The following is a 14,542-nucleotide window of genomic DNA, read 5'->3' as shown; positions in this document are numbered from 1 at the left end:
GCCCAAGCACCTTATTGGCCTCCTACCCAATTAATCGGCCATCCTGTTGTGCGGCCGCCCAACTACACTCTTGGTCGGCTGCCCAACTGGCCGATCACCCCATTGGGCAGTTGCCCAACTGCATAGTTGGTCACTTGACCAATAGCTGTTGTTCGGCCGCCCAATTGCCCGGCCGCCGAACCCGGCCGGGCGGCGGGGCTCGACGGCGGCTCGACGGAGGCCCGACGGTGGAATTCGGCGGAGCAGACCGGGTCAGGATGCGGGGACCGGCGTGAAGTGGGTGACCTCCGGCGGGTGGGCCAGGTACCGGAGTTCGCCCTCCGACCAGACCGGCCGGATCCGCCACATCGGCCCCGCGTAGCCGAGCAGTGCCGCCTCGTCGCGCCACCGGCTGACCACGAGCACCCGGTGCCCGCCCTCGGTGACGGAGCGCAGCAGCTCGCCGCCGAGACAGCCGTCGGTGCGCCCGAGTTGTGGCAGCACCCTGCTGGTCAGCACCTCGCAGAACTCCTCGATGTGCCCGGCCATGACCTGGCCGGCCCAGATTCTGATGATCACCGCGACCACCTGCCCCGAAAGCGTCCTGGCCCCATTATCGACGCGAAATCGCTAGTTGCGAGGGGTTCGGGCAGGATTTCCGGGCGGCGGACGGCCGCTCGGACTCGGCCACGGCTACCTTCATCGGTATGACCAGCACACCGGAGACCGTCGTTCCGTCAACCCCCGGGCCGGATCGGCCCACCGGCCTGTTCGAGGCACTCGCCGCCGCCTCGGTCCGCGACCCGGCCGTGCTGCGGGAGGTCTACGAGCAGCCCGGGGACCACGCCCGCCGCAAGCAGGTGGACCGCATCCACGAGGTCGCCCGGCAGCTGATCGCCTGCTCCTCGCTGGTCCTCCTGGCCAGCGCGGACGCCGAGGGGCGCTGCGACGTGTCCCCGCGCGGCGGCCCGGCCGGACTCGTGTCGGTGCTCGACGAGTTCACCCTGGCGATCCCGGACGCGACCGGCAACAAGCGGCTGGACACCCTCCACAACATCGTCGAGACCGGCCGGATCGGGCTGCTGTTCGTCGTGCCCGGCCGGGACACCACCCTGCGCGTCAACGGGCGGGCCTGCGTCTCCACCGACCCCCGGCTGCTGGAGCAGTTGACGGCGGTCGGCAAGCCGCCGCGCAGCGCGATCGTGGTCGCGGTCGAGGAGGTGTTCGCGCACTGCCCGAAGGCGTTCCTGCGCGCCTCGGCGTGGAAACCGGAGAACTGGCTCGGCAAGGACGCCCAGCCGAGTTCGGCGCAGGTCACGCTCTCGCACCTGGCGGACCCGTCGCTGACCCTCGAGGCGATCGAGCAGACCGAGCGGGAGGCTCTGCTGTACCGCTACGAGTAGCGGCGGGGGTTCACCGGGAGCCGGCTCGCGGTCGGAGGATGCGGAGGCAGAGGCGGCGGTCGGCACAGAGCCGGAACGGCGGTGCCGGGCCAGAACGGCGGTGCGGGGCCGGCCGGGGCACTCGTGTCGCCCCGGGCCGGCCCCGCACGGACCGCCGGGATCAGGCCGCGGCCCCGGACTTGGCGACGTCCACCACGCTCGCCCCGCTCGCCGCCCGCTGGACGGCCTCGACGCCCTTGTGGGCGGCGTCCTTGCTCGCGTAACCCTGGCCGGTGGCGACGATCTCGCCGTTGCCCGCCTTGAGCCGGAACCGGTACTTGCCGCCGGCGTCCTCGTACACCTCGAACTTGCCCGCCATCCGGGCCACCTCCTCGTCGACGGGACGCGCCGCGCGCCCCACCTGCACGGTGCGCCCGGCCACCGCGGGCCCGCACCCGCTCGGGGTCCGGACGGGTGACCCGGGCGGGAGCGGGTGCCGGGGCGGCCCGGGGCCGGTTGAATGGACGGATGGACTGCGTCTTCTGCGCGGTGGTCGCCGGCACGGAGCCCGCGCACCGGGTGCTGGACGACGAGGTGGCGGTCGCCTTCCTGGACCGTCGGCCGCTCTTCCCCGGCCATGTGCTGGTCGTCCCCCGCGACCACCGCCGCACCCTCACGGACCTGCCCCCGTCGGCGGTGGGCCCGTTCTTCCTGCGGGTGCAGCGGGTGGCCGCGGCGGTCGAAACCGCGCTCGGGGCGGCGGGGAGCTTCGTCGCGGCGAACAACCGGGTCAGCCAGTCGGTGCCGCACCTGCACGTCCACGTGGTGCCGCGCAACCCGAAGGACGGGCTGCGCGGCTTCTTCTGGCCGCGCCGGGCGTACTCCGACGAGGCGGACGCGGCACTGGTCGCCGAACGGCTGCGGGCCGCGCTCGCCCCCTGAACCCCGGCCGGGCCGCCCGGATCGCGCCCGCGCGGCGCCGGACCGGCCCGCGGGCAGTCCGGGCTCAGCCGACCCGGACCCCGTCCACGACCCAGTACCAGTTGTTGCTGCCGGTGTACCGGAAGCGCAGCCGCAGCCGGCCGACGCCCGCCGGGACGGCAAGGTCCAGCCGCTGACGCCCGTTGGTGTCGGCGGTGAAGCTCTTCACCTCGACCGGCGTGCCGCCGTCCCAGACCGCGAGCACCCGGGCGGTCTGGACGCCCTCCGGCCGGTAGAAGGTGTTGAAGGTGACCGGGACACTGCTCCGGCCCGCCACCGGGTACTCGGGGCTGACCAGGGTGGAGTCGTAGTTCCCCTGGAAGGTCTTGTCGGCCCACTCGTCGGAGTCGGCGACGGCGAAGACGTTGCGGGAGCGGACGTTGAGCTCGCGGTTCTGGTCCCGCTGGGCCTTGGTCCAGAACTCGTCGGTGGTGAACGACCAGCCGCGCCACTCGGTGACGCCGCCGGTGCCCATCGCCGAGTTGTCGACGGACCAGCCGGCCGGCGCGGTGCGGGTGAAGCCGAGGACGCCGGCGGCGATGCCGGTCTCGTCGACCCGGCCGGTGAGCTGCGGGCGCAGCGCGTCGAAGTCGTCCGGGACCAGGGCCGGGATCGGGGTGCCGTCGAGGCCCCAGGCGGGGTCGGTGGCGATGCCGAGGTGGGCCAGGGCGGTGGGCGCGATGTCGACCATCCGCACGTCGTGGCGGACCGAACCGGCCGGGAACGCCGAGCCGTTGGCGATCACGAAGGTCTGCCGCTCCTCCCAGGTGGAGCCGCCGTGGCCGCCGGTGGGGGTGTGGCCGTGGTCGGCGGTGATCATCACCAGCCAGTCCTCCTGGGCGTATCCGGCCCGGCCGCGGACGGCGGTGAGGATCTGGCCGACCTGGGCGTCCACGCCCCGGATCGCGTCCAGGTAGGCCTTGCTGGCGGAGCCGCTGCTGTGGCCGGCGTGGTCGACGTTGTCGAGCTGGACGAAGACCGCGTCGGGGTTGCCGTCGCGCAGCCGGGCGACGGCGCGGGCGGTGGTGCCGGTGTCGTACTCGGCGGACGGGGTGGCGACGCGGGTGTCGACCCGGCCGGAGTAGATGGTGTCGGCGATCGGCGCCCAGGACGCGACCACGTAGGTGGAGAGCGCGGGGTTCGCCGTCTCGACCCGGGTCAGGAAGTCCGGGTAGGCGGCGAAGGCGGGGGCGGTGAAGTCGTTGTCGCGGACGTTGTGCTTGTCCGGCCAGACGCCGGTGGCGATGGTGGACCAGCCGGGGCCGGAAGAGGTGCCGGCCATCGGGGCGGTGTAGAGGCTGCTCGCGGCGGTGAGGCCGCCGGCCATCAGGGCGGCGAGGTTCGGGGCGCCGGAGTCCTTGACGCGGGTGACCATGGTGCCGTCCAGGCCGATGACCAGGACCTTGGGGGTGCGGGCGGCGGCAGCGGTCGCGGGGCCGGTGGCCGTCGCGGGGGCGGTCGCGGGGGCGGCGGTGGCGGCCGTGGCCGCGCGGGCGGCGGTGGCGGCCAGCGGGCCGGCGGCGAGGGCCGCGGCGGCGCCGAGGAGCATGCCTCGGCGCGACAGGCCGGGGGCGGTGGGGCTCTGCGGGGTGGCGTGGGTCTGCTGTGCGGCGGGGATCCGGCGGTTCACGTCGTCCTCCTGATGCGTCGTCATGGCGCGGAGCGGGGCGGTGACTACGGTCGGAGCAGCGGATGGCCGGAGGTCGCCGGGTTTCCGACCCGGGTGTGAACAACGCCCGAATTCGGTCCAGACCCGTTATCTTTCTGTGATCAAACCCGACCCGCGGAGGGGATCGGGGGAAGGTCAGTCCGCCTCGAGCCGGGTGGTGAAGCTGAAGCGGTCGCCCCGGTAGAGCGAGCGGACCCGCTCCACCGGCCGGTCGGCGGAGTCCCTGGTCAGACGGTGCAGCAGCAGCATCGGGAGCGCGGGCGGGGTGCCGATCAGCAGCGCCTCGCGCGGGGTCGCCAGCACCGTCTCGATCCGCTCGTCCGCGGCGCCCAGGGAGATGCCCACCTTCTCGCCGAGGTACGCGTACAGCGAGGACCCGGGGTCGAACTCCTCCTCCAGCCCCGGCACCCGCCCGACCGCCAGATAGGTGCTCTCCAGACCCACCCGTTCACCATCCGCGAGCAGCACGCGCTCCAGGTGCCAGACCGGATCCCCGGGGTCCATCCGCAGCTGCCCGGCCAACTGGGGGTCCGCGCCGATTCGTTCGAGCCCGATCAGGGTCCGGCCGGGCACCCGGCCCTGGCGCCGCACGCCCTCGGTGTAGCTGGCCAGCGAGAGCGGCTGCTCCAGCTTGGGGCCGGCCACCACCGTGCTGCGGCCCCGCCGCCGGACCCGGCCCTGGATCAGCAGTTCGCGCAGGGCCTGCCGGAGGGTCTCCCGGGCCACCTCGAAGCGGGCGGCGAGCTCACGCTCGGTCGGCAGCACGCCCCCCTCGCCGAGCTCGTCCAGCAGCGCCTCCAGCTGGCCCTTGACGGCGTAGTACTTGGGCACCCGGCCGTGTTCCGGGATGCCCGACCTGATCGGGGCGCCGGGGCCCGACCTGGCGTCGGCGTCGGGGGTCTGATCCACCCGGACATCCTCCCAGACCCGGGGACCGGGCCATGACAGGCCGCCGGGCACCGCCGGGCACCGCCGTCGCCGGCGCCGCGGTCACGACCCGACCGCCACGACCCGCCACGACCCGGCCGACCCGATCCGCCCCGGCCGCCCGCGGGCCGCCGGACCTCGTCTCCCCGGCGCACCACCGGCCGCGTTCCGGGCGATTCGCCCCGACCCCCTTGACAGGTATAGACCACTCCGCTTGAGTCTGGAACAGCCCCGCACCCGGCCCGCACCCCGGTCGGCCCGTCCCCCACGACGCGCCCCCACCGCGGGGCCCCGGCTCCCCTGCCCCGACGTCCCTTCCTCCACGACCGTGCGGCCCCCACCGCACAAGGGGTGATCAAGTGTCCACGAAACGCCTGCTCGCACTGCTCTCCGCCGTTCTCACGGCGCTCGCGGTGATCCTGCTGCTGCCCGCCGCCAACGCCAGCGCCGCCGCCTGCGCGACGCCCTGGAACTCCTCCGCCGTCTACACCGGCGGGGCCACCGTCTCGTACAACGGCCACAACTGGCTCGCCAAGTGGTGGACCCAGAACGAGCCGCCCAGCACCGGCGGTTCGGGCGTCTGGTCCGACCAGGGCGGCTGCGGCACCGGCCCGAACCCGACCGGCACGCCCACCCCCACGGGCACCGTGAACCCGGGCGGATTCCCGGTCAGCCAGGCGCAGTTCAACCAGATGTTCCCGAACCGGAACCCCTTCTACACCTACCAGGGCCTGATCGACGCCCTCTCCGCGTACCCCGCGTTCGCCGCCACCGGCACCGACACCGTCCGCAAGCAGGAAGCCGCGGCGTTCCTCGCCAACGTCAACCACGAGACCGGCGCACTGGTCTACGTGGTGGAGCAGAACACCGCCAACTACCCGCACTACTGCGACACTTCCCAGCCCTACGGCTGCCCGGCCGGACAGGCCGCCTACTACGGGCGCGGGCCGATCCAGCTGAGCTGGAACTTCAACTACAAGGCCGCCGGCGACGCCCTCGGCATCGACCTGCTGCGCAACCCCAACCTGGTGCAGACCGACCCGGCCGTGGCCTGGAAGACCGCGCTCTGGTACTGGAACACCCAGAACGGGCCCGGCACCATGACCCCCCACAACGCCATGGTCAACGGCGCGGGCTTCGGCGAGACCATCCGCAGCATCAACGGCTCGCTGGAGTGCAACGGCGGCAACCCCGCGCAGGTGCAGAGCCGGATCAACGCCTACCAGCGCTTCACCCAGCTGCTCGGCACCGTCCCCGGCAACAACCTGAGCTGCTGACGGAGCGGCGGGACGGCGGCCGTACCTCCCGCGGACGAGCGGCGGGTGCCGAAATCGTCGTCGCGGTGGACGCCACCACCGTCCCGCCCCTCCTAGGCTCGTACTCATGAACGATCTTGGCAGCCTCGTCCAGCAGACCGCCGACCGCCTCGCCGGCCAACAGGTCGGCGCGGTGGTCGCCGGTCTCGCCCGCGGCGCGGTGGAGATCCGCGGCGCCGGACGCACCGGGCCCGGGGCCGCCGGTGGTCCCCCCGGCCCCGACACGCTCTTCGAGATCGGCTCGGTGACCAAGGTCTTCACCTCGCTCGCGCTCGCCCGGCTGACGCTGGCGGGCACCGTCACCCTCGACGACCCGCTCGCCGAGGTACTCGCCGACGCCCTCCCCTCCGGCGTCACCGTCCCCGCCAAGGGCCCGGAACCGCTCGCCCTGCGCCACCTCGCCACCCACACCTCCGGCCTGCCGAGGCTGCCCTCCGGCATGCTGCTGTCCTCCCTCCTCAGCCCCAACAAGCCCGACCCGTACGCCCACTGCACCGCGCAGTCCCTGCTGAACGGCCTCGGCCGGACCAGGCTCCGGGCCGCCCCCGGCCGCAGCTTCCGCTACTCCAACCTCGGCGCCGGACTGCTCGGCCTCGCCCTCGCCCACCGGGCCGGCGTCGGCTACGGGGAGCTCGTCCGGCGGGAGATCTGCGAACCGCTCGGTCTGAAGGACACCGTCCTGGAGCCCTCCCCCGAGCAGACGGCACGCCTCGCCCCCGGCCACACCACTCGCGGACGGCCGGTACCGGCCTGGCACCTCGCCGACCTCGCCGGCGCGGGCGGCCTCCGCTCCACGGCGGCCGACCTGGCGGTACTGCTGCGGGCCCAGCTGGCGGCGGCGCCCGAGGCGTCCGGTGCCGGGACGACGGTGTCGGCGGCGCCCGAGGCGTCCGGCGAGGCGCTCGCCACGTCGGTGGCCGCGTCCGAGCGGTCCGGCGAGGCGGCGCCCAGTACGGTGCTGGCGCCCGCGATCGCGCTCACCCGGGAGGTCCGGCACCGGGTCAACCCGGTCGCCTGGATGCACCTCGGCTGGCTCGGCCACCGCCTGCACGACCGCCAGGGCGGCCACCTCCAGATATGGCACAACGGCGGCACGGGCGGCTACCGCTCGTTCGTCGCGTTCGACCCGGAGCGCCAGGTCGGGGTGATCGTCCTCGCCAACACCCGCCGCTCCGTCGACGCCCCCGGCGTCCGCCTCCTGCGCACCCTCCAGACCACCCGCGCCACCTTCCCGGGGCGGTAGGGGTCCGGGACTGCACTTTGCAAAGTCCGGACTTTGCAAAGTGCAGCCTGCAGCCCGAGCTCCGGGCCGACAGGATCGGCCCGGAGCGCACCTGTTGCTCCGCCGATACGCGTTGGCACAAGGGCCCCAGCGGCGCCGGTGGCACCCCGGGGGCCACCGGCGCCACCTCTCCCGGGCGGTGGAGAAAAACTTTGCAAAGAGTCGGGGCCACTTTGCAAAGTGCACTTTGCAAAGTGGCCCCGGGAGAGCCACCGGACATCGCGCGCGGGTCTCCCGGCCGCCGCGGAAGCGGCGACCGGGGCACCGAACGGACCGCCCGCCGGCCACGGCACGGAGGCACACGGGACGCAGCGGTCGCGGGGAGCGGGCCCGCCGGTCGCCCCGTTCGCCGGGCGCGACCGCGCCGCCAGCCGGGCGGGCGTGCCGCGCGGGGGTGGTGGGGTGCGTGGGAGGATGGCAGGGCTGGTGGAGACGATCTCCGGGCGGTGCTGGCCCATGGTGACCGAGCATGGTGAACGAGCGTCGTGAGAGTGAGGCCGGCGGGCCCGGGCGGGTGCCGTCCGGCCCTGTGCCGCGGCCGGAGCCGGCCGAGGGCCCGGACGCGCTGCTGATGGTGCCGATCGCCACGGCGCTGATCGAGGCCGACGGCCGGATCCTGCACTGGAGCAGTGATGCCGAGGCGCTGCTCGGCTACTCCGCGGCCGAGGCGATCGGTGCGCGGGCCGCGCAGTTGCTGGCCTCGGAGGAGCAGCGGCCGGGCGTGCTGGAGCTGTTCCAGAAGATCGTGGACGGCCGCGGCTGGTCCGGTGTGTTCCCGGTGCGCCACCGGGACGGGCACCACGTCAATCTGGAGTTCCGCACTCATCCGATCGCCGGTCCGGCGGGCAGCCCGCTGGTGCTCGCGGTGGCCTCGGACGTGACCACGCTGCGTCGGATCCAGGCGGACCTGGCGGTGCTGGACGGCTTCTTCTCGCAGTCCCCGGTCGGGATGGCCGTCTACGACGCGCAGCTCGCGTTCGTGCGGATCAACGAGGCGCTGGCCCGGGTCAACGGGCTGCCGGTCGCGCGGCACCTCGGGCACCGGTTGACCGAGTTGCTGCCGGGCATCAACGGTGCGGAGAGCGAGGCCGTGATGCGCCGGGTGCTGGAGACCGGCGAACCGGTGCTGGACGCCCGTTCGCACGGCCGCACCCCGGGGGATCCGACGCACGACCACGCCTGGTCCGCGTCCTACTTCCGGTTGGAGGAGCCGGGCGGGCGGGTGCTGGGCGTGAGTTCGACCATCATCGACATCACCGAGCGTTTCCGGGCCGACGCCCGGGCCGCCCGCGCGCAGGAGCGGCTGGCCCTGCTGGTCGAGGCGACCGCCTCCATCGGCACCACGCTGGACCTGCGGCAGACCGCCCGGGAGCTGGCCGACGCCATGGTGCCCAAGGTGGCCGACATCAGCGGTGTCTTCGCGCTGGAGGCGCTGGCGGCCGGCCGGAACGTCGAGCCGCTGGACCCGGCGGCGCCGCAGCACGTGCGCCGGCTGGCCCTGGCGACCTCCGATCCGCTGTACCCGGCCGAGGCGCTGCCGGTGGACACCGTGTACGAGGTGACCCCGGACACCCCGTACGCGCGGGCGCTGGCCACCGGGCGGACGGTGGTGGTGCCGTCGTGGGAGCTGCCGCCGTTGAGCGACGCGATCACCGAGAGCCGCCGGCAAGCGTTCCTGGGCGACCGTCCGCGTTCGGTGCGGATCACGCCGCTGGTGGCGCGCGGCACCACGCTCGGCATGATCGTCTACTCCCGGCGCGGCGAACGGGAGTCCTTCGCCGAGGCCGACATCACGCTCGGTGACGAGTTGGCCTCGCGGGCCGCCGTGGCGATCGACAACGCCCGGCTCTACCTGCGCCAGCACCAGATCGTGCTCGCCCGCCAGCAGGCGCTGCGCGAGGCGAAGGCCGCGCAGGAGCGTCTGGCGCTGGTCAACGTGGCGTCCGCCCGGATCGGCACCACTCTCGACCTGACCCAGACCGCCGAGGAGCTGGCCGCCGTGGCGACGCCCCGGCTGGCGGACACGGTGGTGGTCGAGGTGCTGGACGACCTGGTGCGCGGCGAGCGCGAGGCGCGGCCGTCCGGCGACGGTTCGGCGGTGCTGCGGCGGATGGCCTTCCATTCGGCGGACCGCTCCACCCTGCGGCCGATCGACCGGAGCGGCGGGGTGCACCGGTTCCCGGCCTCCTCCCCGTACGCGTGGGCGCTCCGCCACCGCCGTCCGGTGCTGGTGCCGCGGATGGACGAGGCCGGGATGGCCTGGTTCCGGGACGATCCGGTGCGCGCCGCGGCGGTGCACGAGCAGCAGGTCCGCGCGTTCATGGTGGTGCCGCTGATCGCGCGCGGTTCGCCGGTCGGCGTCGCGGCGTTCTACCGGACGGTGGTGGAGCGCCCGTACGAGGACGACGACCTCGCGCTGGCCGGGGAGTTGGCGGTGCGGGCGGCCGTGTCGATCGACAACGCGCTGCTGTTCACCCGGGAGCGGGACGCGGCGGCGGCGCGGCAGCGCGCGCTGGACGAGGCGTGGGCCGCGCAGCAGCGGTTGTCGTTGCTCAACGAGGCGTCCAACCGGATCGGCACCACCCTCGATCTCTACCGCACCGCCCACGAGTTGATCGAGGTGGTGATTCCGCGGTTCGCCGACTTCGTGACCGTCGACCTGCGCGAGGCGGTGCTCGGCGGCGAGGACCCGGCGCCCGTGCCGCCGGACGGCTCGGTGCTGATGCGGGCGGTGGCGGTCGGCGAGCTGGACGCCGACGGGCTGATGTCGGACGCGGCGGACGCGGTCGGCGAGACCTCGCAGTCGGCCCAGGTGTACGCGGAGAGCCTGCGCAGCGGGCGGTCCATCCTGGTGTCGGAGGTCGACGAGGCCGCGCTGCGGCGGATCGTCGCGTCCGAGGACCGGGTGCAGCCGGGCCTGGACGCGGGTGTGCACTCGTACCTGATGGTGCCGTTGCTGGCGCGCGGACTGGTGCTGGGCGGCGCGGAGTTCATCCGTACCCGCAATCCGCTGTCGTTCGGTCCGGCGGACCGGGCGCTGGCCGAGGAGCTGGTCGGCCGCACCGCGCTGGCGATCGACAACGGCCGGCTCTACCGGCGGGAGCGGGAGACGGCGCTGACCCTCCAGCGCAGCCTGCTGCCGCAGGAGATCCACCGCACGCTGGGGTTGGAGATCGCCTACCGCTATCTGCCGAGCAGTGTGGTGAGCGAGGTCGGCGGGGACTGGTTCGACGTCGTGCCGCTCTCCTCGGGCCGGGTCGCGCTGGTGGTCGGCGACGTCATGGGGCACGGCATCAGGGCGGCCGCGACCATGGGGCAGCTCCGTACGGTGGCACGGACGTTGATCACCCTGGAGCTGGCGCCGGACCGGGTGATGCAGCGGCTGGACGAGGCCACCACGGCGATCGGCGAGGGCCAGTTCGCCACGTGTGTCTGTGTCGTGTACGACCCCGTCGACCGGAGCTGCACCGCCGCCTGTGCGGGCCACCTGCCGCCGGTGGTGGCCGACACGGACGGGAACGCCCGGTTGGTCGAGCTGCCGCCCGGCGCGCCGCTCGGGGTCGGCGGAGTCCCGTTCGAGAGTGTCGGGTTCACCCTCCCGGAGGACGGTCTGCTGGCGCTGTACACCGACGGTCTGGTCGAACGGCGCGGCCGCGACCTGGACGAGGGGCTGCAGTTGCTGTGCCGCACCATCGCGGACCGGCGCGGCTCGCTGGAGCAGACCTGCGACGCGGTGCTCTCCGAACTCACCGGCCGCAGCAGCGAGGACGACATCGCGGTCATCATGGCGCAGGCCCGGCCGGCCGGTTCGGACCGCATCGCCACCCTCGCGCTCGACGACGACCACGCGATGGTGGCCCACTCGCGCCGGTTCACCCGGGAGACGCTGACGGGCTGGGGGCTGGCGCCACTGGCCGACTGGGCCGAGCTGCTGACCAGCGAGCTGATCACCAACGCGCTGGTGCACGCGGGTTCGCCGACCCGGCTGCGGCTGCTGTGCAACCGCACGCTGACCGTGGAGGTGGCCGACCGGGACGCCGGCTCGCCCCGGATGCGGCGCGCGGCCGAGGAGGACGAGGGCGGGCGCGGCATCCACCTGGTGAACGAACTCGCCCACCGGTGGGGCACCCGGCAGACGCCGGACGGCAAGGTGGTGTGGTTCGAACTGGAGCTGCCGCCGGGGCTGTCGGAGCGGTGAGTACCCGGCGGGACGGGCCCGGGGACCGTCCCGCCGAGGGGTGGTCAGTTGAGGACGACGGTGTACGACGGCACGTAGTGGCCGCAGTTGGACGCCTTCTCGAAGCTGTCGACCAGCCAGGGGTGGTACTTGACGCGTTCCAGCACGGCCTGGCCGGTGGCCTTGCCGAAGACGCCGTCGACCACGAGCGGGGCGGCGGCCCAATCGGTGCTTGCCAGCTTCTGGATCCGCCGGATCCCGAGATCGGTCTCGGGCCCGAACCGGCCGTCCTCCAGGATGTGCACGTCGGTGAGCTGGTTCACGTAGTACTGGATGCAGCGGACGGTGTGGGACCAGTTCGGGTACCCGTAGCCGGTGTTGGGGAGACCGGGGTCGGCGTGGGCGGTGACCGCGCCGGAGCCCAGCAGGGCGGTGGCGGCCAGGACGGTCGCGCCGCGCCGGAGGAGACGGGTGAGTCGCATGGGACCTCTTTCCGGATGATCATCCGATCGGACGGTGGATCATATCCGGGCGTTGCGAGGGCCAGGGACCGAGGTCAGGCGTCCTCGGCCGCCAGCAGGTGTTCCAGCACCGGCAGGGCCGCGAGCAGCAGCCCCTGCTCCTCCGGGGTGAGCGCCTCCGCCCGGCGGGCGAGGTGTTCGGAGCGCTGTCGGCGGATGCCCGCGAGCAGTTCGGCGCCGGCCGGGGCGACGGCGACCAGGAAGGACCGTCCGTCGGTGGGGTCGGGGAGCCGTTCGACCACGCCGGAGGTCACCAGCGGGCCGACGGTGCGGGTCATGGAGGGTGCGGACACCCCTTCCAGGGCGGCGAGTTCGCCGAGCCGCAGTGGTCCGTGCTGCTCGATCCTGGCGATCGCGGACTGCTGGGCGAAGGTGAACTCCTGACCGGCGGAGGACTGCGCGAGCCGGCGGTGCAGCCGGGCGATCACCAGCCGCAGCCGGGCGACGGCCGCCGCGTCCAGCGGGCCCGGTCCCGCTCCCCCGGCCTCCGGCCCGGGCGCCGGTCCGGCCTGCTCCGGGGCGGTCACGAGCCCGCCCCCCGGGTCGCCGCCCGGGCCTTGCCGGCACCGTCAGCACCGTTGCCGGCACCACCGTCACCGCCGTCGTCGCCGCTACCGTCGCCCGTCCCCGCCGCGGCGGCCGCCCGTCCGGCGCGCCCGCGCAGCAGCGAGGCGACGGCGGCGACGAGCGACATCGCGATGGCGAGCGAGAACACCACCACCAGGCCGTCGTGGAACGGCCCGGAGATCAGGTGGGGGAAGAACTCCCGGCCGGTGAGCGTCCCGGCGTCGGCGGCGGGCACCTGGGCGAGGACCTGCGGGCCGAGCAGTTCGCGGATCGGGTTGTAGCCCAGGAACGCCGCGAACAGCGTGCCGACCGGTGGCAGTTGGGCGACGGTGTGGGCGTCCGCGGCGGGCACGCCCTGGGCGGTGAGCCCGTCGGAGAGGGTCTGCGGCAGCGAACCGGCCAGGCCGGCGACCATGAGCGAGAAGAACACGCCGATGGAGAGCACCATGCCGGCGTTCTGGAAGGTGGCCCGCATGCCGGAGGCGGCACCCCGGTCGGCGGCGGGCACGCTGGACATCACCAGGGCGGTGTTGGGCGCGGCGAACAGGCCGCCGCCGAGGCCGTTGAGGAAGACCAGCAGCGCGAACACCGGGTACCCGAAGTCGGTGGGCAGGGCGAGCAGGCCGGCGAAGGAGACGGCCATCACCAGCAGGCCGCCCGCGGCGAAGAGCCTGGCCCCGAACCGGTCGGACAGGTACCCGGCGACCGGCCCGGCGGCGAGGAAGCCCACGGTGAGCGGGACGAGGTAGATGCCCGCCCAGAGCGGGGTGTCGGCGTAGTCGTACCCGTGCAGCGGCAGCCAGATGCCCTGGAGCCAGACGATCAGCATGAACTGGAGCCCGCCCCGGGCGACCGAACCCAGCAGGGTGGCGAGGTTGCCGCCGGTGAACACCGGATCGCGGAAGAGCCGCAGCGGGAACATGGGTTCGGCGACCCGGCTCTCGACCAGGCCGAACACTCCGAGCACGGCGGCGCCGCCGAGCAGCCCGGCCAGCACCCACGGGTTCGTCCAGCCCATGGTGTGCCCGCCGTAGGGCTGGATACCGTACGTGATCGCGGCGAGCAGGGCGGTCAGGCCGACGGCGAAGGTGATGTTGCCCCACCAGTCGATGCGGCCCGGGCGGCGGACCCCGGTCTCGCGCAGCGAGCGGTAGGCCCAGACGGTGCCGATCACGCCGATCGGCACGTTCACCCAGAAGATGGACCGCCAGTTCCACTCGGCGAGCAGTCCGCCGAGGACGAGCCCGACGAAGGACCCGGCGATCGCGGCGACCATGTTGACGCCCAGGGCCATGCCGCGCTGCCGGGCGGGGAAGGCGTCGGTGATGATCGCGGCGGAGTTCGCCATCAGCATCGCGCCGCCGACCGCCTGCACCACGCGCCAGCCGATCAGCCAGAGCGCGCCGCCCCCGCCCTGGAGCGGGTCGAGGGAGAGGACGACCGAGGTGAGGGTGAAGATCAGGAAGCCGGCGTTGTAGATCCGCACCCGGCCCCAGATGTCGCCGAGCCGGCCGAGGGTGACCACGAGCACGGCCGTGACCAGCATGTAGCCCATCAGCATCCACAGCAGGTAGCCGACGTTGCCGGGCCGGAGCGGGTCCAGGCGGATGCCGTTGAAGATCGCGGGCAGCGAGATCAGCACGATCGACGAGTTGATCGTCGCGATCAGCATGCCGAGTGTGGTGTTGGAGAGTGCCACCCATTTGTAGCGCGGGTGGTCCGTGTCCACGTCCATCGCCCC

At 73.7% G+C, this 14,542-nt stretch carries 12 protein-coding genes; 5 read left to right on the top strand and 7 right to left on the bottom strand.

The genetic code is table 11. The annotated features are described in order from the left end of the window. Positions 1–252: 252 nt before the first annotated feature. The gene (locus BLU95_RS32505) at positions 253–558 is read right to left on the bottom strand and encodes an antibiotic biosynthesis monooxygenase family protein (protein ID WP_159425076.1); all 306 of its coding nucleotides are present in this window, start codon (positions 556–558) and stop codon (positions 253–255) included. A 128-nt stretch (positions 559–686) separates the two neighbouring features. Here BLU95_RS32505 and BLU95_RS32500 point away from each other — a divergent pair, with 128 nt between their 5' ends. Next, a complete protein-coding gene (locus BLU95_RS32500; RefSeq protein ID WP_093863119.1) occupies positions 687–1,382 on the top strand; it encodes an MSMEG_1061 family FMN-dependent PPOX-type flavoprotein in 696 nt (231 codons plus the stop codon). Positions 1,383–1,542: 160 nt separating this feature from the next. Here the strand turns inward: BLU95_RS32500 and BLU95_RS32495 are convergent, their stop codons facing one another. Next, positions 1,543–1,803, bottom strand: coding sequence for a YegP family protein (locus tag BLU95_RS32495; RefSeq protein WP_231977940.1), 261 nt, complete (start codon positions 1,801–1,803; stop codon positions 1,543–1,545). 86 nt (positions 1,804–1,889) lie between these two features. Between BLU95_RS32495 and BLU95_RS32490 the strand changes: the two genes are divergently transcribed. Further along, positions 1,890–2,303 carry an HIT family protein gene (locus BLU95_RS32490; protein WP_093863118.1) on the top strand — a complete coding sequence of 138 codons (414 nt, stop codon included), beginning with the start codon at positions 1,890–1,892 and terminating at the stop codon, positions 2,301–2,303. 64 nt (positions 2,304–2,367) lie between these two features. Here the strand turns inward: BLU95_RS32490 and BLU95_RS32485 are convergent, their stop codons facing one another. Both BLU95_RS32485 and BLU95_RS32480 read right to left on the bottom strand, forming a co-directional pair. Further along, a complete protein-coding gene (locus BLU95_RS32485; protein WP_093865286.1) occupies positions 2,368–3,891 on the bottom strand; it encodes an alkaline phosphatase family protein in 1,524 nt (507 codons plus the stop codon). A gap of 255 nt (positions 3,892–4,146) precedes the next feature. After that, positions 4,147–4,920 (bottom strand): GntR family transcriptional regulator, encoded by a 774-nt coding sequence (locus BLU95_RS32480; protein WP_093863117.1) that lies wholly within the window; start codon positions 4,918–4,920, stop codon positions 4,147–4,149. A gap of 377 nt (positions 4,921–5,297) precedes the next feature. Here BLU95_RS32480 and BLU95_RS32475 point away from each other — a divergent pair, with 377 nt between their 5' ends. From BLU95_RS32475 to BLU95_RS32465, 3 genes are all read left to right on the top strand, one after another. Then, on the top strand, positions 5,298–6,215 hold the full coding sequence (locus BLU95_RS32475) for a glycoside hydrolase family 19 protein (RefSeq protein ID WP_093863116.1): 918 nt from the start codon (positions 5,298–5,300) through the stop codon (positions 6,213–6,215). A gap of 106 nt (positions 6,216–6,321) precedes the next feature. Next, on the top strand, positions 6,322–7,497 hold the full coding sequence (locus BLU95_RS32470) for a serine hydrolase domain-containing protein (protein WP_093863115.1): 1,176 nt from the start codon (positions 6,322–6,324) through the stop codon (positions 7,495–7,497). A 508-nt stretch (positions 7,498–8,005) separates the two neighbouring features. Next, on the top strand, positions 8,006–11,734 hold the full coding sequence (locus BLU95_RS32465; RefSeq protein ID WP_093863114.1) for a SpoIIE family protein phosphatase: 3,729 nt from the start codon (positions 8,006–8,008) through the stop codon (positions 11,732–11,734). Between the two features lie 44 nt (positions 11,735–11,778). Here the strand turns inward: BLU95_RS32465 and BLU95_RS32460 are convergent, their stop codons facing one another. The 3 genes from BLU95_RS32460 to BLU95_RS32450 form a co-directional block, all read right to left on the bottom strand. After that, positions 11,779–12,195 (bottom strand): peptidoglycan-binding domain-containing protein, encoded by a 417-nt coding sequence (locus BLU95_RS32460; RefSeq protein ID WP_093863113.1) that lies wholly within the window; start codon positions 12,193–12,195, stop codon positions 11,779–11,781. A 74-nt stretch (positions 12,196–12,269) separates the two neighbouring features. Next, the gene (locus BLU95_RS32455) at positions 12,270–12,761 is read right to left on the bottom strand and encodes a MarR family winged helix-turn-helix transcriptional regulator (protein WP_093863112.1); all 492 of its coding nucleotides are present in this window, start codon (positions 12,759–12,761) and stop codon (positions 12,270–12,272) included. Further along, positions 12,758–14,536 carry an MFS transporter gene (locus tag BLU95_RS32450; RefSeq protein ID WP_231977938.1) on the bottom strand — a complete coding sequence of 593 codons (1,779 nt, stop codon included), beginning with the start codon at positions 14,534–14,536 and terminating at the stop codon, positions 12,758–12,760. The genes BLU95_RS32455 and BLU95_RS32450 overlap by 4 nt, the downstream gene beginning before the upstream one ends. Positions 14,537–14,542: the final 6 nt, after the last annotated feature.

The sequence above is a fragment of the Streptomyces sp. TLI_053 genome, assembly GCF_900105395.1.
Taxonomy (GTDB): domain Bacteria; phylum Actinomycetota; class Actinomycetes; order Streptomycetales; family Streptomycetaceae; genus Kitasatospora.
Note: the sequence above shows the minus strand (reverse complement) of the source record. Positions and strands in the feature narration are given on the sequence as shown.